We start from the raw sequence: 20,026 nt of genomic DNA, 5'->3' as shown, positions 1-20,026 counted from the left end.
GAGGCAGCTCAACTTTAAAAATCCGTGTCCATTACGATTGATTGCGATAACCGGAGATTATATTCTTGACCGCGATAGGATTGCTGTCTGTGGGTCCAATCTCGATAGCAGGCAGGGCCGTTGCGGTTGCGGTTGTCAGATCAATTGGGCGAATCGCTCTGGATTCTCCCACATAAGCTTTGGTGTCGGAGAAGAACGCCAGATCGCCGACAGAAGCAAGCGGAACGAACCGGGTCTGGGCGCGTGTAGTGTTGAAGATTTGCAGACCGCCCGTCGGTAAGGTGGTAGGTTGAATCGTGACACCAATATACACTTGCCTACGCGAAAGCCTGATTTTATCCTGGCCTTTATAACTGGTGACATCTGGAAGAGCATTGCCATATACGGTTCCCATCCAATCAACTTCCAGGTCATTAAATAGTTTCAGAAAGCCTCTATTATTTTCCATAGTGCAAAACAATAATTTGTTGTCCAGGTAGACGCCGGATACTGTATTGTCCAGCAAACTTGAGGTGTTCGGCTCGCCTATTATCTCGCCTGCATAAAAACAGAGCATACCGGTCGTTCCAAGAGCGATTTGTGTTTGTCCATTCGGGTGGACGACCAGGGGATTGTGTGCCGTGTCAAAGGTAAGCTGAAATTGGGACCCGTACGGATGAACGCTGTCATCCTCAATGGATATGGCGGCGACATAATCTCTTCCATCGGCAACCTTACAGGCCACATAGATATAGGAGCTATTCTCATTGCTCGCCAAGGCGAAAGGCCTGCCTGGGCCGACATCCACATTTTTCAAAACCATATTCGTGGGGGAATCAATAATCGTAACGTTCTTATTTCCGTAATTGGCTACATAGGCTTTCTTGCCATTCGAAGCAACCAAGACGGCAACGGGACGTGCAGGAGTGGAGCTCATATTGCCCACGGGGACCGTATTGAGAATGCTATGGCTACCCGTATCAATGATGCTGAGTGAACCGATGCGGGTATTCGCTACGAATAGCTTCTTCTCGTCGGGGTCCATGGCCATAGCGCCAGGGTTGGCACCTACCTGAATCCGCTTGATGATCCGATCCTCTACAGGATCAATAACGGCAACATAGCCATGTTGATAGTCAATTTCATAAGTCACATAGACATAAGGATCGCGTGAGGGTACTTTCCTGCTGCTGCTTGCTTCTGCCTTGTTTGGATTCATGGATTAATCCCCTTTCCAGGTTTTGAACCGGATGGACTTCCCGGACCCTGAGGACCGGCTGGCCAGATGGGCAGGTGCGCCAGATTGAATCCGGATGCCGCATCTCCGAAGTCTGCTAGTAGGGTATGCATGGATTCTCCAGCCCGACTAGCATAACGTCCTGCCAGATTGTAAAAAAGGGCATAAATAACGAAGAAGAATAGACTCCCACGAGGAATGCCCATAGGAAAGAGCTGCCTCTTTAGGGGAGACATCCGTTTTCTCTTCTACCGCTGCACCCGCTTTTATGGTAAATTTGACATGTCAGTGAAAACTTTCACGTGGTTTTTATGATAGTGACTTTTATCACGTAAATGTGATTAGGATCACGTTACAATGGCATAAAGGAACAAATTTTAAGTAATTCGAAGGGGATAGGAATCATGGCTTATAACAAACCGCAGGGAATCGCTGAAGTCACGGTAGAGAACGGAGTGAAGAAGGCGCATAATCCGCTCAGCACTGTACTCATTCTCGGTTTTCTGGGAGGAGCGTTTATCGCGCTCGGATTTTTGCTGGATATTCGTGTCATTGCAGGTGCGCCTGCCGAGTGGGGGTCCATTGCTAACTTCATCGGGGCTGCGGTGTTCCCGGTTGGACTCATTCTGGTGCTGCTTGCCGGAGGGGAACTGCTGACAGGCAATATGATGGCGGTGCCGCTGGCGTTCATTGCGAAGAAGATTTCGTTCTGGGAAGTGGTGAAGAACCTGGTGCTGATCACACTCAGCAATCTGGCAGGTGCCTTGTTCGTCGCTTATTTCTTCGGTCACATCGTTGGCCTTACATCAGATGGCGTGTATCTGGAAAAGCTGGTAAGTATGGCGGAGCATAAGATCGATGCTACGTTCCTGCAGGCTTTTATCTCCGGGATCGGCTGTAACTGGCTCGTAGCGCTGGCGGTATGGCTGTCGTACGGGGCAGACAATTTCAGCGGCAAAATCCTCGGTATCTGGTTCCCGACCATGGCGTTTGTGGCCATCGGCTTCCAGCACGTTGTAGCTAACATGTTCCTTATCCCTGCTGCGATCTTCGAAGGACATTTCACCTGGGGCCAGTATGCGGCCAACTTCGTTCCGGTCTGGCTGGGCAATCTGACGGGCGGCGCGATCTTCGTGGCTGCTGCGTACTGGATGGCCTATCTGCGCAAGGAGCCGGGTGCTGTGAGCCCAGCCGCAGGCGTGCCTGCTGCGGGCTTGAAGAAACACGCTTAATCCTTATGGGCCCGGTGTGAATCACATCGCCGGACTGTAACATAGCTTGGCCTAGCACTTCCTGCTTCTCGGCACCCTGCTTCAAGGGATTCGTAGAGACAGGGAGTGTTTTTGTATAAAGATAAGAATTTATATGCTTCGCGTTATAATTATCCTTATCTTTCTCGCTGAAACGGTACCGTCCTGTAAAAGGACGGCAAAGCCGTTTCTACTTGTTTGGTATAGGTGCAGCAGGATCATCCTCCGGACAAAACAAAATTCACCGTGCAATCCGATTCGGGGGAACGAAATCGGATCTCACGGTGAATAAAATAGGGAGTGTTTCATATGGATCATTACCCCGGCTTCCGGGGAACGAATCAGTGCCGGCAAGGTATTTTTGTTTACGTGTGAAAGAGCGGGTTATAGAATATAAATATCGCTGGCGGCGGGAAGACGGGATTGATTTTCAACTAAATAATTCCCTGGTTTCCCGCGATAAAGCATTAACGCGAATGCTTGCTCTGCCCCCTGTTTTGGGATGATACTGGATGGATTAATGACAGCTATGTTACAGGGGATGACAGACAAGATATGAGATTCATGCAGGCCTATCCGAAGGAAATTAAAGTATTCTTGATTGCCAGTCTGATTAATGCTACCGGCAGTGCGCTGATGTGGCCGCTAGTTACAATGTATGTATTCGATGAACTGGGACGCAGTATGAAAGACGCGGGAATCGTGCTGCTGGTGCAGTCACTTGGCGGGATTGCCGGTCAGCTGCTGGGCGGTTCGTTGTATCATAAGGTAGGAGTGAACCGCCTGATTGTCGGCGCCTTGGCGATGAATGCCTTGACGCTGTTTGCCCTCCCGTGGGCGAGCGGAAGCTGGAGCGTATTCATAATCGTTATGGGTATGATGGGATTGTTCAACTCCCTCTCCCTGCCGGCGATCCAGGCGTTTATCGGTTTCCGGTTCGCGGAGCAGCGCGCAGAGCTGTTCAATATCATCTATGTTGCCAATAATATAGGGGTAGCCCTGGGAACTGCGCTGAGCGGCTTCCTGGGCAATTATATGCTGAGCTTTGTGCTTAACGGGGTGACCTCGGCCGTATTTGCCGGATTCTTCTTTGTCTATCTGCGTAAGGTAGGGACGGCTCCGGCTCACAGCACAGTATCGAAAAAGCAACCGCAGCATGAAGTGTCGGGCTGGAGACTCCTCGGCCATATACGGATCTATCTGTTCATGGCGGTGGGCTCGATGTTCCTGCTGATCGGCAATTCGATCTGGAACAGCGGAGTCTCGCCGTTCATTATCTCGGAAGGCTGGTCGAAGCAGCTATACGGCTTCCTCTGGACGCTGAACGGTGTGCTGATCTTCGCGGCGCAGCCGCTGGTCAGCCTGATCAAGCGCGGGTTCGCGCAGACGTCAACCGCGCAGATGACAGCAAGCGCCGTCTTTTACCTGGGCGGGTATGCTGTAATTCTGTTTATGCCAAGCTATCCGGGGATGCTGCTGGGTATGGTGCTGGCTACCCTTGGGGAGATGCTGATCTCTCCGGCGATGCCTTCCTTCATCTCGGAGCATGCCCAGCGCAGCGCACCGTTCTATCTCGGGCTGAGCGGCGGAATTGGCGCAATCGGCCGTGTCATCGGGCCTTATCTGATGGGTGTTCAGTTCGACAGGGGCGGTCTTGCGCCAACCGGCTGGCTGGCTTGTGGCATGGCCGTACTGTCCGTGGGATTCTTCGCGCTCCACGCCTATATGAACCGTTCAGCTGTACAGCTTGAGCGCAGGACTGCATAATCGTTCATGCTGCAACTAATCTTTTTCTATCTGCTTAGTAAGGCAAGGGGGGTATAATAATGCAACCAATTAACAGTGATGCTGCACTGCTTATCCGGCCTTCCGAAATCAGGGATGCCCGTGAGCTGATCGTGCTCGATAATATGATCTGGACAGAGAATACAACTCCGGGTCCGCTGATGTGGCGCTCGCGGGAGGACTATCTGCTGCATGCGCCGCCCGGCTCCCAGCTTGTAGCATTACAGGACGGGGAGCTATGTGGTTATGTTGGCTTCGGCTGTCCCAGCGGGATGGAGAGCAACCGCCATGTATGCGAGGTGAATATCGCTGTGCACCCGCGCTTTCAGCGGCTGGGTGTAGGCAGCCGATTGATCGCGGAGATCAAGCGCCATGCCGCGGGGCATGGCATCCGCAAGCTGCGGCTGCGTGTGCTCTCCTGCAATACACCGGCACTTCAGTTCTACCGCAAATGCGGATTCGAGGAAGAGGGACGGCTGCGGGAGGAATTCTACTTAAGCGGACGTTATGTGGATGAAGTATTTATGAGCTGCAGGCTGACGGGAGGAGAAGGGGATGGAGAGTGAAGTGAAGATGCAAGTCGTCTCGCTTAATGTAGGCAAGCCGAAGACGGTGGAGTACCGCGGTAAGCCGCTGGACACCGGAATCTACAAGCTGCCGGTAGCCGGGCCGCTTGCGCTTCGGGTGGGTGGGTTCACCGGAGACGGGCAAGCGGATCTGGTCAATCATGGAGGCCCTGACAAGGCAGTGTGCGTCTATCCGGTGGAGCATTATGCCCACTGGGAGGAGTGGCTTGGCCGGAAGCTGGAGGTTTCCGCCTTCGGCGAGAACATCACGGCGAGCGGACTGCTGGAGACCGAGGTGTGCATCGGGGATGTTTTTGAGATCGGTACGGCACTGCTGGAGGTCAGCCAGCCGCGCTTCCCGTGCTTCAAGCTCACGCAGAAGCATGGACCAGCGGATATGCCGGCCCAGGTGCTGTCCACGGGGTATAGCGGATTCTATTTCCGCGTGCTGCGTGAAGGCCGGGTGGCAGCCGGTGACCGGATTGTTAAGCTGGAGAGCGGTGCGGGAAGCTTCCCGGTGAGACAGGTACTGTACTCGATGGAGCATGGGCGTAAGGACCCTACCGGGCTGGCTGAGCTGGCCGGACTGGAGAGCCTTGCGGCTGGTATCCGTGAGCGGTTCCAGAGATGGCTGGATGCGGCTGAGAGCTAAGACACTCGTCCTTCTCCACTCCACACCTGCACATGCTACTCTGTCACTCCGCCACCCTCAACCCGCCCTTCAAGTAAACAAGTGGAGAAACGTATCTTATCTCGCCTACTTCTGGCAAATAACCGAAAACAAGTGGAAAAAGAGCAACTAAAATAGTTAGTTCCAGCCCTGTTAGACGAAAGGTGAGAAATTAAGTGTTATTTATCCAACTCCAGTTCGCGCACGGGCCAATCGTTCATCAGTAAGTGGACAAAATCCAACTATATCGGTGCTCCTGAATCCGCCAAAAGCGAGCTGGTCGCGGAAATGAGGGGCAGAAATGCCCCTGAATCCGCCGAAAGTGGGCTGGTCGAGGAAATGAAGAGCAGAAATGCCCCTGAATCCGCCGAAAGTGGGCTGGTCGAGGAAATGAAGAGCAGAAATGCCCCTGAATCCGGCAAAAGCGGGCCGGGAGCGGAAATGAGGAGCAGAAATGCCCCCGAATCCGCCAAAAGCGGGCCGGGAGCGGAAATGAGGGGCAGAAATGCCCCCGAATCCGCCGAAAGTGGGCTGGTCGAGGAAATGAGGAGCAGAAATGCCCCTGAATCCGCCAAAAGCGGGCCGGGAGCGGAAATGAGGAGCAGAAATGCCCCTGAATCCGCCGACCCGACCGACCCGTTCCCCTGTATGCTCCGCGCACCCGTGCTCTATGACCGGCAGCCCTCCCCGCTCAGCCCAGCAGCTTCCATTCGCTGCGCAGCAGGCCGTACACTGCATGGTTCACATAACCACTAGGCAGCTTCTCGGCCTGGCGGATGACCCCTTCGAAGATAAAGCCCAGCCGTTCGGGGATCGCTCTGCTGGCCAGATTGCCTGTGGCACAGCGGATCTCGATGCGGTTCAGCTCAAGCTCCAGCAGGGCGTAATCGACAAAGACCCGGCAGGCACTGGTCATATAGCCTTGTCCCTCATAGCCTTCTCCCAGCCAGTAGCCGATGCCGACCGAGCGGTTATGCCAGTCAATCTCGTGATAGCCGATAATTCCGGCCAATTCCTCCCGGACCCACAGTCCGGCAGTGAAGCCGCCGTTATCAATCCCCTGCTTCACGGAGTTCTTGATGAACGTGGTAAGATGAGCCTGCTCGGCTACGCCATCCACCCAAGGCAGCCATTGTCTGAGCCGGTGGCGGGAGCGTTCCACCAGGGCGAACATCTGACGGGCATGCTCCGGCATGAGCAGCTTCAGCTTCAGCTCTTCATCTATGACATAATTAAACATGCGGCTGCCCCCTATGCGTTGTGAGTTATAAGCCTCGCTGAACTAACGCTTCTGCCACTCCAAGGCGTAGATATCTTCCTCCAGGGCCTGCATGCGCTGAAGAGCAAGCGTGCGGCAGTCGCTAAGCGCCCCGTTGTAAATCGCCGGCCCCAGCTCCTTCAGGAAGAACTCCAACAGATTGTCTGCGGCCAGGTGGCCGATCGTTTCCCCGCGCTCCGCCTCGAAGTAGGCACGGATGTTCTCCGTAATCATCTCCCGCTGCTCTTTAGGCAGTTTTACCGGTTGCATAAGCATCCCCCTTTAGCTTAATATTCCTATATTTATCATGCTACTCCATCGCCGGGAGAGAAGTCAAAGGATGCGGCGGCTGCTTAACTTTTAAAATATAAAATTTTATATGTTTCACACGATAACTTATCTTTCTATTTCTGGCTGAAACGGTACCGTCCTTTAAAAGGACGGCAATGCCGTTTCCGCTTGTTGAACATTCCCGGCTTAACGGGTATATTAATAGGAAACATGTTCATACAAGGAAGTAGTTATATTACAGAATGAAAGGTTGATCAATGTGGAGAACCAGGGTACACCCTCCAATTTCATTAAGAACGTCATTACCGAAGATCTCCGCTCGGGTAAGGTTAAGGAAGTCGTCACCCGCTTTCCGCCGGAGCCGAACGGTTATTTACATATCGGACATGCCAAGGCGATCTGGATTAACTTCACGCTGGCGGATGAGTTCGGCGGCAAGACCCATCTGAGATTCGATGATACGAATCCGCTCAAGGAAGATACCGAGTATGTCAATTCCATCCAGGAGGATGTGAAATGGCTCGGGTATGAATGGGAGGAGCTGCGGTTCGCCTCGGATTATTTCGGGGAGATGTATGCGCGGGCCGAGCTGCTGATCAAGAAGGGCAAGGCCTATGTCGATGATCTCAGCGCCGAGCAGATCCGTGAATTCCGGGGAACCCTGACGGAGCCGGGGCAGAACAGCCCTTACCGCGAGCGCGGGGTGGAAGAGAACCTTGATCTGTTCCACCGTATGAAGGCGGGAGAATTCAAGGACGGCGAGAAGGTTCTGCGCGCCAAAATTGACATGTCCTCTCCTAACATCAATCTACGGGACCCGGTCATTTACCGGATCTCCCACTCCCATCACCATAATACGGGCGACGCATGGTGCATTTATCCGATGTATACCTTCGCGCATCCGCTGGAGGATGCCATTGAGCATGTCACCCATTCCCTCTGTTCCCTGGAGTTCGAGGACCAGCGCCCGTTCTATGACTGGGTTGTCGCGGAATGTGACATGGAGGCTGCACCGCATCAATATGAATTCGGACGCCTTAATCTGGCCCAGACCGTTACGAGCAAGCGCAAGCTGAAGCTGCTGGTCGATGAAGGCCATGTGGACGGCTGGGATGATCCCCGCATGCCGACGATCTCCGGGCTGCGCCGCCGCGGCTATACACCGGAAGCCATCCGCAGCTTCGTGCATGAGACCGGTATCTCGAAGAGCCAGGGGCTGGTGGACCTGCAGATGCTGGAGCACTTCATCCGTGAAGATCTCAAGCTGACGGTTCCCCGGACGATGTCTGTGCTGCGGCCGCTGAAGGTGGTTATTACGAATTATCCTGAAGGCGAGACCGAATACTTCGAAATTGAGAACAATGTGGAGAACCCGGAGATGGGCAACCGCCAGATTCCGTTCTCCCGTGAGATCTATATTGAACGCGATGACTTCATGGAGATTCCGCCGAATAAGTATTTCCGCTTGTTCCCCGGCAATGAAGTGCGTCTTAAGAATGCTTATTTCATCAAGTGCAACGACTTCATCAAGGACGAGAACGGCGAAGTGGTGGAGCTGCACTGTACCTATGATCCTGAGACGAAGAGCGGCAGCGGCTTCACCGGCCGCAAGGTTAAGGGAACGCTGCACTGGGTAGATGCAGGCCAGGCTGTACCGGCGGAATTCCGCCTGTATGAGCCGCTGATCTCTGCCGAAGAGGCGGAGACGGATGCTGAAGTAGAAGGTCTGGAAGCTTCCGCTGACAAGCCGGAGCCAACCTTCCTGGATCAGCTGAATCCGAAGTCCATCGAGATCCTGCAGGGCTTCGTGGAGCCTGGGCTGAAGAACAGTGTGGCGCAGGACAAGTTCCAGTTCTTCCGTCACGGGTACTTCAACGTAGACAGCAAGTATTCGTCGCCGGAGCATCTGGTGTTCAATCTGATTGTATCCCTCAAAAGCTCCTTCCAGCCCAAGAAAGGCTAGAAGAGCTGCATATAAGCAAACAGGCTTGGTCTCCCGCCGGGAGGCCAAGCCTGTTTGCTGTATCCAAATATAAGAATTTATATGACGCTATAAATTATCCTTCTATTTCTCGCTGAAACGGTACCGTCCCATTAAAGGACGGCAAAGCCGTTTCCACTTGTGCGTATACCTAGTCTTCCGCCAGCTCGTCCTCGGGATCAGCCGGAGGGCGGTAGCTGCCGCGAATGACAGTGAGCCACATCATTCCGAAGCCGATCGCCCCGAACAGGGCAAGAAGCGCACCGGATTGATACATCGTCTGCGCGCCGAGGGTCTGATACATCCAGCCGCCGAGGACGCCGCCAAGAATGCCGGAGATTCCGCTCCAGGTGAGCGTGTAGAGAGCCTGTCCCGAGGAACGGTAGGGCCTTGGCACCAGCAGCATAGTCAGCTGGGTTCCGACATAGAAGAAGCCGCCGAAGGTAATGGAGTGCAGCACCTGAATAAGTGCGACCTGCAGCGGAGTCGTTGCATCGGCCATCAGCCACCACCGCAGGAAGAACAGCGCGCTGACCAGCGTGAGCGAGGCGAGCAGGACAGAGATTTTGCGCCGGAGAACGTAATTGCACAGGAGCAGCACACCCATCTCCAGGATGGAGGACAGGAACACAGCGAGACCGATCATGGTCTTGCTTCCCCCCAGCTCCGTGATGTACAGTGACACAAAGGTGTTATTCATCGTATTCGGAATCGAGACCAGGATGCCGAAGAGGATGAAGCACAGGAAGAACGGGTTATGGAAGATCTGGCTCATGCCTTTGAAGGGCAAGGGGGCAATTCCGATCGAATGGTCCAGCTTCGGCAGCGTGATTAGTGCAATCATCGCCGCACAGAGCAGTGATGCAAACAGATAGGACAGCACAGAGATGCCGGCCCATTCAATTACGGGACCGGCAAGGATGGCGGTGAAAGCCCAGCCTAGTGATCCCCATAACCGGAAAGAGCCAAAGCTGCGGCTGGTTCCGTCAATATAGCTGAGAATCATCGTGTTGCTCTGGGCGAACAGGGGCCCCTGGAAGAAATAGAAGAACAGAATGGATATGTAGATCATTTCATATGTATTCGCCTGAAAGACAAGTTGGGTCAGTACCAGCGTTCCCGTCAGCATGACGAGGACAATCCGCCGGATATTCTGATACCGGTCACTCCAGATGCCCCAGAAGGGGTTGGCAATAATGGAGACCAGTGCGCCTACAGACATCAGGCTCCCGATCTCCAGCTTATTCATCCCTACATCCTGCAGATATAAGGGAAAGAAGCTGGTGAAGAGGACAACCGTTCCATATACGAAGAAGTTGAACCATTTCAGAGAGGTGAAAGACAGCTGCTTATCGGATTGATCCCGCAAACGTTGCACTCCTTTCCCGCTAGGATGCCTTGCATTCTTGCTGTGGCCGTCTTATGATGCCGCTGATATCACTGTAACATTTGTTGAAAAGGGATACAAACCAACTTTTATGGGGAACTACAAATCAATGGCAAAATATCTGTTTAACTTCAGTTTACATAGGCCAGTTATTCTGGGTTCTAAGGCGGAAGCGGGGCGCCACTGCTCCATACATCTATCTGCCGGAAAAGGGGATTCCTTATGACAAACAAGCAGGCACCGCAGAAGCAGGGCGCGGCCATGAGGCCGTTCCTGAAGCTGCTGCACGAAACCAAACCATCTTATCTGCTGCTGGCGCTGGCCCTTGGCCTCAGCATCATTTCGACCCTGGTCGGTCTGGTCATTCCCATGTTCACGAAGAATCTGGTGGACGGCTTCTCGCTGGCTTCTGTCAGCAAGCTGCAGATTGCCGGCATCGCCGGAGCTTTCATTGCGCAGACCGTGGCCGGCGGAGTCTCGATTTACCTTTTGAATGCCGTCGGGCAAAAAGTTGTGGCCGGGCTTCGTGACAGGCTGTGGCGCAAATTCCTGGTGCTGCCCGTCTCCTACTACAATGAGAACCGGACAGGCGAGAGCGTCAGCCGGATGACTAATGATACAGGAATTCTCAAGACACTGATATCGGAGCATCTGGCCAGTCTGTTCACCGGCCTCATCTCCATTGTCGGCTCTGTCCTGGTGCTGTTCTATCTGAACTGGAAAATGACGCTGGTGCTGTTCACGGTGCTCCCGCTGTCGGCGCTCATTCTGGTGCCGCTGGGACGGCAGATGTACAAGATCTCCAAAGGCACGCAGGACGAGACGGCCTCCTTCACCGCTGTGCTCAGCGGTGTGTTGTCCGAGATCCGGCTGGTGAAATCCTCGGGAGCGGAGCAGAAGGAATATGAGGCCGGACGGAAAGGGATTATGAACCTGCTGGGCTTCGGGATTCGTGAGGGCAAGATCAGCGCCCTGATCAGCCCGCTGATCTCCTTCGTTTTCATGATGCTGCTGGTGGTCATTATCGGCTATGGCGGGATGCTGGTATCCTCAGGGGCGCTCACCGCCGGCGAACTGGTCGCCTTTATTCTGTATCTGATCCAGATTATTATGCCGCTGACACAGCTGACGCAATTCTTTACCCAGCTCCAGAAGGCCAAGGGTGCCTCTGAGCGGATCATTGAGACCCTTGCTGCAGAGGAAGAGGTGTATGAAGGTGTGGAAGAGGCTGAGGGCACAGAGGGTCCGATTGCAGTGGAAGATCTCAGCTTCGGATACAAGACGGGCGAGAAGGTCCTCAGCAAGGTAAGCTTCACTATGCAGCCGGGGCAGGTGACTGCCATTGTCGGCCCGAGCGGCGGCGGTAAAACAACCCTGTTCTCGCTGCTGGAACGGTTCTATGAGCCGCAGGGCGGAGTCATCCGGCTGGACGGCAAACCGGCTTCGCTGTTCTCTCTGAAATCCTGGCGGAAGAGAATCGGTTATGTCTCACAGGAAAGTCCGCTGCTGGCCGGTACCATTGCCGAGAATCTCGGATACGGGCTGGACCGCGAAATCAGCAAGGAGGAGCTGAAGCGGGCTGCGGCCATGGCTTACGCTGACGGCTTCATTGAAGAGCTCCCGGACGGGTACAACACGGATGTCGGTGAACGCGGCGTCAAGCTGTCCGGCGGACAGCGGCAGCGGATTGCCATCGCCAGAGCATTGCTGCGCGATCCGAAGATTCTCATGCTCGATGAGGCTACCTCAAGCCTCGACAGCCAGTCGGAGGCCGTAGTGCAGAAGGCGCTGGGCAATCTGATGCAGGGCCGGACTACGATTGTGATTGCTCACAGATTAGCTACGGTGGTGAATGCGGACCAGATTATTTTTATGGAGAAGGGCCGGATCACCGGCAAAGGCACGCATGAGGAGCTGCTGAGGGACCATGAGCTGTACCGTGAATTCGCCGAGCAGCAGCTGCAGCTGAACACACCCGAGCTTCTGGGCCAAGGGATAGAGGAGGGTTCTACAGACTATGGTCAAAATACTGGTAGTGGACGACGATCCGCACATCCGCGAATTGGTGGGAGTGTTCCTGAGAGCTGAAGGGATGGCCGAGGTGCTGAGCGCTTCTGACGGACTGGAGGCGCTGCGGCTGCTCGAAGAGACTGCGGCGGATATGGCGATCATTGATATTATGATGCCGAATATGGACGGCTGGGAGCTGTGCCGGGAGCTGCGCAAGCAGTATGATTTTCCGATACTGATGCTGACGGCCAAAGGGGAGACCTCGCAGATTGTCAAAGGCTTCGAGCTGGGCACAGACGACTATCTGGTCAAGCCGTTTGAGCCGCCTGTGCTGATCGCCAGGGTCAAAGCCCTGCTGAAGCGTTACCAGATTTCGGCCGCCCAGAGTGTTACCGTTGGCAGTCTGCGGATGAACCGCGCCACCTATGAGGTGCTGTCCGAGCATGGCGAGTTCACGCTGCCGCTGAAGGAATTCGAGCTGCTCTTCAAGCTGGCCAGTTACCGGGGGCAGACGCTGACCCGTGACCGGCTGATTGAAGAGATCTGGGGCTACGATTACGAAGGCAATGAGCGGACGCTGGATGTTCATGTGGGCCGTCTGCGCGAGCGGTTTCCGCAGGAGCGATTCGGATTCTCCATTCGCACGATCCGGGGGCTTGGCTACCGGCTGGAGGGATAGGCATGAAGCACAGAGCCAAGAAGATATGGGAGAAAGTCAAAATAGTTGGACCTATAGCCGGACTATTGAGCATGTTCTTTATCACCTGGAACGGGAGCTATTTCGGCTCAAGGCTGCTGGTCCATTATTTTCACTGGTCCTTCTCCGAATATGGGTATCACCTGTTTGTGATGGCGATGCAGATTATCATCTTTTTCGTCTGCGGGGCGATGATTGCCTTCGCTACACGCGGCAAGGATCAGAACTTCTATAGGCCGATCCTTACAGCCATGCGGCAGATCTCTCAAGGCAACTTCAAGATTGAACTGGAGAACAGCGGCCAGTACCGGCAGTTCGGAGGGATTGTGGAAGGGATTAACGAAATGGCGAGTGAGCTGAGCCGGATGGAGCTGATGCGGCAGGACTTCATCGCCAGCGTATCCCATGAGATCCAGTCGCCGCTGACCTCGATCCGCGGGTTCGCTGCCGCGCTGCAAGAGGAGAACCTTAGTCCGGAGATCCGCAAGCATTACCTGGATATTATTGAAGCGGAGAGCCGCCGTCTGTCCGGCCTGAGCGACAATCTGCTGAAGCTGTCCGTGCTGGAGGCAGAGAGCTTCCCGTTCGAGCGGAAGCCTTATAGGCTGGATAAGCAGGTGCAGGCGATGATCCTGGCCGCAGAGCCGCAGTGGCTGGGCAAGGAGATTGAGGTGGAGGCCGAGCTTCATGAGACCACTGTGACTGCGGTGCAGGATCTGCTGAGCCAGGTATGGACCAACCTGCTGCATAACAGCATCAAATTCACCCCCCAGGGCGGACGGATCACCGTCATTGTACGCAGCATGGGGGAATGGGCCGAGGTGGAGGTCAGGGACAGCGGGATAGGCATGAGCGAAGAAGAGCTGGCGCGGATCTTCGAACGGTTCTATAAGGCGGATAAGTCCAGAAGCGTCAGCAGCGGAAGCGGAAGCGGGCTGGGCCTCCCGCTCGTGAAGAAGATCGTGGAGCTCCATGAAGGCAGCGTAGACGTAACGAGCCGTCCCGGAGAGGGGACGGCGTTCATCGTGCGGCTGCCGCAGCAGAGCGGATGAGCCATGAACCCGCCGTTCAGGCGAATAATCAGCGCCGGTACTTCAGCCGGATATTCACTGGCCAGGAGGCCGGTTAAATTAGTACAGTGTCAGGTTTAAAATAGTGGAGTAGAAGCAACTCCCCTTCAAATTACATCTTTTCTAAGCGGGGGTGTTCTTCAGGGGCGTTGGCTTAGCGTAACGGACTGAGGTGCTCTTATTTGGGAAGAAAGTCGCCAACTGGGCGAGTAACGGACTCCACAGGCCTTATCCTTTAGACTTCGGCTCCGAAACGTCTCAGATTGAAACAATAAGGCCACCTGAGTCCGTTACACTGCAAAAAGTGGCATTTTCGTGGGGATAAAGTCTCTCCGGTCCGTTAGACCTTGGGGTGGATAGGGTTTCCCATCCGAACAGCATAGCCCCGTACCCAGGACAGACAGATCATACTGTCATGGGTGCGGGGCTATTTACGCAGCCGTACTCGGTTGAATCCGTCTGTGCTGTCTCAATCACAGTCCCCGCCGGATCAGCTCTGCCAGCAGGGGGATGCTGCGCTCCAGTTCAGCCGCAGAGGCATAAGCGTAGGACAGCCTGAGATGTCTGCCGTCGCTGCGGTCGTACAGATCGCCCGTATTCAGCAGCAGTCCGGCGCGCAGCGCTGCGCTGAACAGCTTGCGTGGAGGGACAGCCTCGTGGAGAGACAGCCAGATATAGAAGCCTCCTGCCGGTACGTTCCAGCTTGCCAGTCCGGTGCAATGGAGCTGCAGTAGCTCAAGCATGTGGTCGCGGCGCGCGCGTAGTCTGCCGCGCAGCACATGCAGGTGCTCTTCATGATAGCCGCCCGTAAGCCAGCTGGCGGCAGCCAGTTGAGACAGGGAGCTTGCACCATAATCACTCTGCATCTTGATGTCGGCCAGCCGCCGGACTACCGGCTCGGGTCCGGCAATCCAGCCGATGCGCAGACCGGGGCTGGCGGCCTTGGACAGAGTGCCCAGATGCAGGACCCGTCCCTCCTGGTCCAGCGCCTTCAGCGGCGGCGGAGGCGGAGCGTCCAGCCATAATTCCTGGTAGGCCCCATCTTCCAGAATGGGCAGCCCAAGTCTGCCTGTGACCTCCATCAGCTCCTGGCGGCGCCCCTTATCCATTAGGATTCCCGTAGGGTTATGAAAGGAAGGGATGCTGTAGAGCATCGCCGCCTTAGTGCGGATCGCCTCAGCCGTGAGGTATTCCGGGATCAGACCACGCCCGTCCATAGGCAGGCCGCTGAATTTCACCCCCGCAGACTGAAAGGCATGGATCGAATACAGATAGGACGGCTTCTCCAGCAGGATAGAAGAGCCGCGCGGCAGCAGCCCTAGGGCAATGAGCTGAAGCCCCTGAAGGGCGCCGGAAGTAATCAGAATGGAGTCCGGGCCAGCGGTAATGCCGCTCCGGGCCAGTAACTGGCTGACCGCCGCCCGCAGCGCCGGACTACCGAGCGGCTCCTCATAGGAGAGTGGAGGAAGAACGCGCTGCGCGAGTCCGGCCAGCACCTGGTTCATTGCTGCCCCGGGCAGCAGCTCAGGCGCTGGCTCACCCGTGCCAAGGCGGATCAGGCCCGGCTCATATTCGAGCCGGTTAATGTCCTGGATGGTGGGCAGGTTGGGATAGTGAATCCCCTCCTCGACATAGTCGTTCCAGTTGCCGGAGCGTTCCGGCTTAGAGGGCTCCTCTTCCCCGTCTTCTACGCATTCTCCTGCGGAACCAAGGGAAGCCGGGAGCGCAGAACGTGTGCCCGTAACTATTGTTCCGCCCCCGCTTCTGCCTTCTATCAGGCCCAAGGCGGTAAGCTGGCCCAGCGCTGTAACCACCGTGCTGCGGTTCACTCCGAGCTTGCGGCACAGCTCCCTCTGCGGGGCCAGACGCATACCGGGCGGCCAGGCCCCGGTGCTGATCTTGGTCAGGAAGTAGGCGTAGATCTGACCATGCAGCGGCAGCGGAGAAGCCGGGTCCGGCTTCCAGTTCTCAGACAGGCCGGAGCCAGCGTCAGCTTGCTGCACTTCAGGAGCTGCGGGCCGGAAAGCCTCCGAATGTACGGATTGGCCGGGCGTGCTTAAGTCTGTATGGTTGGAGCGTTGTGAGTGTGTCAAGGGCAGGCTCCTTCCGGACGAATGATTGTAGACAATTAGCAGTTATCATGCCAAGGGCGAAAAACCGAATACATTGTGCCACTGCCAAGGCAACCGGCTCCATTGTATGCGAAAAACCGAACACATCGGCCATGCGCCTGCGTGCCACCACAATGTATGTTGTTTTCCGCATACATTTGGCCCATGCGCCTGCGTGCCACCACAATGTATGCTGTTTTTAACATACATTGTGTCACTACTAAGGTAACCGGCCGATTGTATGCGAAAAACCGAACACATTGTGCCACTGCGAAGGCTACCGAGCGAGTGTCCCCTTCACAGCCGCTGTTGACTAACATAATCCCTCATTGCTTGCTTTCCTTCTCTCTCTCTTTCGTTCTTTCTCCCAGTCTACCATGATTCCTCCCCTTTCATTCGTCTTGGTTGGTATGTGTCCAAAAACTTGGATGGTTACGGCGGCCGCTATGGCAGGGTACGATCAGTAGGCTATAACCGGTGGAAGCCTGAGAGGCTTGTTTACCCTGGAAGCATCATAAGGAAGATAAGAGGGGGAAAAGAAATGGTACAGGCCATTCTACATGGAATTATCCTGGCCTTCGGGCTGATTCTGCCGCTGGGCGTGCAGAATATATTCGTTTTTAATCAAGGGGCACAGCATACCAGATTCCGTAGTGTACTGCCTGTCGTACTGACGGCAGCGATATGCGATACGCTGCTTATCGCTGCGGCAGTCGGCGGAGTCTCCTTGGTCATTTTATCGCTGCGCGGGGTCACGCCTGTTATATATGGTGCGGGCATTCTGTTCCTCACCTTCATGGGCTGGAGAATCTGGCGCTCCGATCCGGCGAAGGATGAGTCGGGCCGCCTCTCCCCGAAGGGCCAGATCCTTTATGCGCTGTCTGTGTCCCTCCTGAACCCGCACGCCCTGCTGGATACGGTGGGCGTGATCGGGACCAGCTCGCTGCAATACGATGGTGCGGTGCGCTGGATATTCGCGGCGGCGACAGTGGCCGTCTCCTGGCTTTGGTTCCTGGGTCTTGCTGCAGCGGGCCGCCAGCTCGGCAGGCTGGATGCTTCCGGCAAGGTTATGAAGGGGCTGAATACCGTTTCAGCACTGCTGATCTGGGGGATCGCCGTCTACATGGGGGTTCAGCTATGGGGGCTGTTGTATGGCTAAGTGATTTCCCTTAATTAGTCTTTGCTCAATAGATCTGTTAATTCTTTAGAGCTGCGATCTTTTAATTTCAACATTTTTTCGCTATTACTATCTTTAATCAAAAATCCACTTTTGGTTTTAAAATCTAAATAAAGGCTGAATCTCACAACTTCGGTATCCGCGTAAGTAACATTCATTCGATACGTTGGTGGACCCACATCAACAACCCCGCGTACTTTTTTCACAGTTCTTATAGCATGGTTGAATACCCGGATGCTATCGTTATCAGTGTAAGTAGTTTCAGCTGTTTCAGAAGTAAGAGTGACGCTAACAATCTCAGGATTTGGTCTGACTAAAACATATATTAAAACAAGTAATAGTATTAATGAAATTGAAATGATGCCGATTTTTCTCATAAACGCTCCCCCTTGTAGCAATCTTGTAGATCCTTGGATACCTCTATGTATGCTCTGGACCTTTTTGGGAAAAAGAGTGCCGTTTAACATAGTTTCGGCCTGTATCCGTAAGATTCGGCAAGCCGCTTGCCAAACTGTTTCGAATTCTTCACACTTTCGAGCTATAGTTGTTTTATTTGACTTTATTCTATTGACGGTTGAAATCCCATCATCTACCATACAGATATAAACATAATGTTCTAAATTATGGAATGTGGGAGGTGGTGTTGCTTTGAAGCCTGCAGTCATGATTCGAGACCAGCTTGCAGATTATTTAACCCAGCATGGGCTGTCCATTAATCAGTTCGCCATAAGATCTGGCATTAATTCCGGGACACTGAGCCGGATTATTAATGGCCATCAGCCCATTGCCATGAGCCATCTGGAGTTAATCACTGCAGGAATGGGGCTTGGCGAGGATTTTTTTTACAGCTTATATGTGGAGGAATGCTTCTATTATTCGGCACCGACCTGGCGGCGGCTTCGCCCGTTCATTGTGAAATGTGCGGAACTGGGGCGTACGGATTGTATTGAGCTGCTGGTGCAGAACTTGCTGGATAATCTGACGTATGTCCCCATGCTGTACGAGGTTGCGGAAGGCTTGTTCCAGCAGGGCCACTGGCCGGCGGCTGCACTGCTCTATGAGAACGTTAGCGCCAGCGAGAAATACCAGTATTCCGAACGCTTGGCCACCTGCCAATACCGTCTGTTCCAGATTGCCCTGGGTGATGACCAGAGCACGAACCTGCGCGCGGCAACTCTGTTCGAGAGCTACATTCCGCGCCTGAATGAGGCGGATCAGTTGGATGGGTTGAAGGATCTTATGCATGTCTACTATACACTGCAACTGTGGAATAAAGTAAATGAGCTTGCTATTGAGCTGCTTCGGCTTGCGACAATCCGGTACGATCTGTATTGTAACCCGAAATATAAAGAGGCAGTGAAGAGCGGAGAAAGACCTCTTTGCTTTTATATATTGTATGCTCATCTAATGCGTTCCAATGTATACGAGGAATATGGAGACTACAAAAAGGCTCTTGAACTTGTTCCTTTATATTCCGACGTAGATTGGATACATGAAGAAAGTGAAGAAGCGAAGAGGACTGTAACGCAATTTCAGGAATGGGGTAAGGCTAATACTTACTTGTATCGGTTACTGGATGGACAGCTAGAGGTATTAGATGATTATGTTAATTATATTTCCACGCAACAAGGTGAGATCTTCACAGCTTTATTTTATATCGTCAAATCTGCGAATCTGTATAACTGGAGTGTAGACTCTGTCCTGGAGCGCTTCTCTGATTATATGCCATATAGGATACATCTTAATGAGTTCGGAGCGTACAATCAGCAGATTAAAGCTGACCAACATGCTCGATTTCTTGTTGAGCTGGGAGTCTATTATTTACGGAATAGTCGTAGTGAAGGCATTGGATATATCCTACGAAGTTTGGAATCATCATCTAAACTTAATAATGAGAGCATGATCTTCAAATGTGTTGATTTATTCGAGCAGAACAGGCATATTGCCGGGGAAGATGAACAGATGCAATACAAAATCTTAATAAAAGAGGTACGGGATGCAAATGAAAAGAAAACTCATATTAATGCTAGCCTCGTGTAGTATTGTTGTACTGATTACTATGCCTCTAGCAGAACCAGCAAGCAAACCTATACAGCAACAAATGATTGAAACCATGGGTCATGGCACGGGCGCCTGAATAAGCGCAAGAATTATAAATAGTATCATTTTAGGCGTCTTCTGCTAATGCAGGGGCGTCTTTTTTATGGACAACTCCTACCTCGTCAGAGCTTTGTCAATATATTCACTTTAACAGATAATGCAATCAGTCCATTATTTTGTAGTTTTACATAAAAATCTATAATGTTGCATAAGGAGGCGGGATTCCCATGCATAGTCCAGCAATCGTTACAATTCGCATAGAGCAAGCTAGAAGTAAGCTTCATACATTACATATTCAATATGGCGGTTTCAATCATCCTGAGGTCTTGCGGCAATCCGTGGTGCTGGATGAGCTGCTCAATGCGTACGATAATGCCTACCGGATGAATAAAAGGCCGCCTGCTTAAACAGTGCTTCAAGAAACAATCGGAGAGTCAGATATAAGTTCCATTGGACA

Annotated in this window: 17 protein-coding genes; 11 read left to right on the top strand and 6 right to left on the bottom strand. The window is 53.5% G+C overall.

Features of this window, described 5'->3' with window-relative positions:
- Nucleotides 1-31: 31 nt before the first annotated feature.
- Nucleotides 32-1,198 carry a YncE family protein gene (locus tag MKY12_RS29575; protein WP_339311894.1) on the bottom strand — a complete coding sequence of 389 codons (1,167 nt, stop codon included), beginning with the start codon at nt 1,196-1,198 and terminating at the stop codon, nt 32-34.
- A 422-nt stretch (nt 1,199-1,620) separates the two neighbouring features.
- On the opposite strand from MKY12_RS29575, the gene MKY12_RS29570 reads away from it, so the two are divergent.
- The 4 genes from MKY12_RS29570 to MKY12_RS29555 all read left to right on the top strand — a co-directional run bounded on the left by MKY12_RS29570 (nt 1,621) and on the right by MKY12_RS29555 (nt 5,469).
- Nucleotides 1,621-2,448 (top strand): formate/nitrite transporter family protein, encoded by an 828-nt coding sequence (locus tag MKY12_RS29570; RefSeq protein ID WP_339311893.1) that lies wholly within the window; start codon nt 1,621-1,623, stop codon nt 2,446-2,448.
- 573 nt (nt 2,449-3,021) lie between these two features.
- On the top strand, nt 3,022-4,233 hold the full coding sequence (locus MKY12_RS29565) for an MFS transporter (protein ID WP_339311891.1): 1,212 nt from the start codon (nt 3,022-3,024) through the stop codon (nt 4,231-4,233).
- Nucleotides 4,234-4,292: 59 nt separating this feature from the next.
- The gene (locus MKY12_RS29560; protein ID WP_036726156.1) at nt 4,293-4,817 is read left to right on the top strand and encodes a GNAT family N-acetyltransferase; all 525 of its coding nucleotides are present in this window, start codon (nt 4,293-4,295) and stop codon (nt 4,815-4,817) included.
- Nucleotides 4,807-5,469, top strand: coding sequence for an MOSC domain-containing protein (locus MKY12_RS29555; RefSeq protein WP_339311889.1), 663 nt, complete (start codon nt 4,807-4,809; stop codon nt 5,467-5,469). The genes MKY12_RS29560 and MKY12_RS29555 overlap by 11 nt, the downstream gene beginning before the upstream one ends.
- A 709-nt stretch (nt 5,470-6,178) precedes the next feature.
- Here the strand turns inward: MKY12_RS29555 and MKY12_RS29550 are convergent.
- Complete coding sequence (locus MKY12_RS29550) at nt 6,179-6,727, bottom strand: GNAT family protein (protein WP_339251943.1); 549 nt, start codon at nt 6,725-6,727, stop codon at nt 6,179-6,181.
- Between the two features lie 42 nt (nt 6,728-6,769).
- Complete coding sequence (locus MKY12_RS29545; RefSeq protein WP_036690395.1) at nt 6,770-7,015, bottom strand: DUF2164 domain-containing protein; 246 nt, start codon at nt 7,013-7,015, stop codon at nt 6,770-6,772.
- 280 nt (nt 7,016-7,295) lie between these two features.
- Here MKY12_RS29545 and MKY12_RS29540 point away from each other — a divergent pair, with 280 nt between their 5' ends.
- Entirely contained in the window at nt 7,296-8,999 is a 1,704-nt protein-coding gene (locus MKY12_RS29540) for a glutamine--tRNA ligase/YqeY domain fusion protein (RefSeq protein ID WP_209869292.1), read from the top strand.
- 169 nt (nt 9,000-9,168) lie between these two features.
- On the opposite strand, the gene MKY12_RS29535 is transcribed toward MKY12_RS29540, so the two are convergent.
- Nucleotides 9,169-10,386: an MFS transporter gene (locus MKY12_RS29535; RefSeq protein ID WP_339311888.1), complete on the bottom strand. Its 1,218-nt coding sequence runs from the start codon at nt 10,384-10,386 to the stop codon at nt 9,169-9,171.
- A 240-nt stretch (nt 10,387-10,626) separates the two neighbouring features.
- On the opposite strand from MKY12_RS29535, the gene MKY12_RS29530 reads away from it, so the two are divergent.
- From MKY12_RS29530 to MKY12_RS29520, 3 genes are read left to right on the top strand one after another with little or no spacing between them, the layout of a single operon-like run.
- Nucleotides 10,627-12,492, top strand: a complete 1,866-nt coding sequence (locus MKY12_RS29530; RefSeq protein ID WP_339311887.1) for an ABC transporter ATP-binding protein — start codon at nt 10,627-10,629, stop codon at nt 12,490-12,492.
- Nucleotides 12,422-13,093 (top strand): response regulator transcription factor, encoded by a 672-nt coding sequence (locus tag MKY12_RS29525; protein ID WP_339251937.1) that lies wholly within the window; start codon nt 12,422-12,424, stop codon nt 13,091-13,093. Before MKY12_RS29530 ends, MKY12_RS29525 begins: the two co-directional genes overlap by 71 nt.
- 2 nt (nt 13,094-13,095) lie before the next feature.
- Nucleotides 13,096-14,163 (top strand): HAMP domain-containing sensor histidine kinase, encoded by a 1,068-nt coding sequence (locus MKY12_RS29520; protein ID WP_339251935.1) that lies wholly within the window; start codon nt 13,096-13,098, stop codon nt 14,161-14,163.
- Nucleotides 14,164-14,654: 491 nt separating this feature from the next.
- On the opposite strand, the gene MKY12_RS29515 is transcribed toward MKY12_RS29520, so the two are convergent.
- The gene (locus MKY12_RS29515; RefSeq protein WP_339251933.1) at nt 14,655-16,274 is read right to left on the bottom strand and encodes a PLP-dependent aminotransferase family protein; all 1,620 of its coding nucleotides are present in this window, start codon (nt 16,272-16,274) and stop codon (nt 14,655-14,657) included.
- A gap of 559 nt (nt 16,275-16,833) precedes the next feature.
- Between MKY12_RS29515 and MKY12_RS29510 the strand changes: the two genes are divergently transcribed.
- Nucleotides 16,834-17,451 carry a LysE/ArgO family amino acid transporter gene (locus tag MKY12_RS29510; RefSeq protein ID WP_339311886.1) on the top strand — a complete coding sequence of 206 codons (618 nt, stop codon included), beginning with the start codon at nt 16,834-16,836 and terminating at the stop codon, nt 17,449-17,451.
- Nucleotides 17,452-17,465: 14 nt separating this feature from the next.
- On the opposite strand, the gene MKY12_RS29505 is transcribed toward MKY12_RS29510, so the two are convergent.
- On the bottom strand, nt 17,466-17,846 hold the full coding sequence (locus MKY12_RS29505) for a hypothetical protein (protein ID WP_339311885.1): 381 nt from the start codon (nt 17,844-17,846) through the stop codon (nt 17,466-17,468).
- Nucleotides 17,847-18,099: 253 nt separating this feature from the next.
- Here MKY12_RS29505 and MKY12_RS29500 point away from each other — a divergent pair, with 253 nt between their 5' ends.
- Both MKY12_RS29500 and MKY12_RS29495 read left to right on the top strand, forming a co-directional pair.
- The gene (locus MKY12_RS29500) at nt 18,100-19,509 is read left to right on the top strand and encodes a helix-turn-helix transcriptional regulator (RefSeq protein WP_339311884.1); all 1,410 of its coding nucleotides are present in this window, start codon (nt 18,100-18,102) and stop codon (nt 19,507-19,509) included.
- Nucleotides 19,510-19,796: 287 nt separating this feature from the next.
- Complete coding sequence (locus tag MKY12_RS29495; protein WP_339311883.1) at nt 19,797-19,976, top strand: aspartyl-phosphate phosphatase Spo0E family protein; 180 nt, start codon at nt 19,797-19,799, stop codon at nt 19,974-19,976.
- Nucleotides 19,977-20,026 lie beyond the last annotated feature (50 nt).

The organism is Paenibacillus sp. FSL M7-0896 (assembly GCF_037975415.1).
GTDB lineage: Bacteria > Bacillota > Bacilli > Paenibacillales > Paenibacillaceae > Paenibacillus_AQ > Paenibacillus_AQ silagei.
Note: the sequence above shows the minus strand (reverse complement) of the source record. Positions and strands in the feature narration are given on the sequence as shown.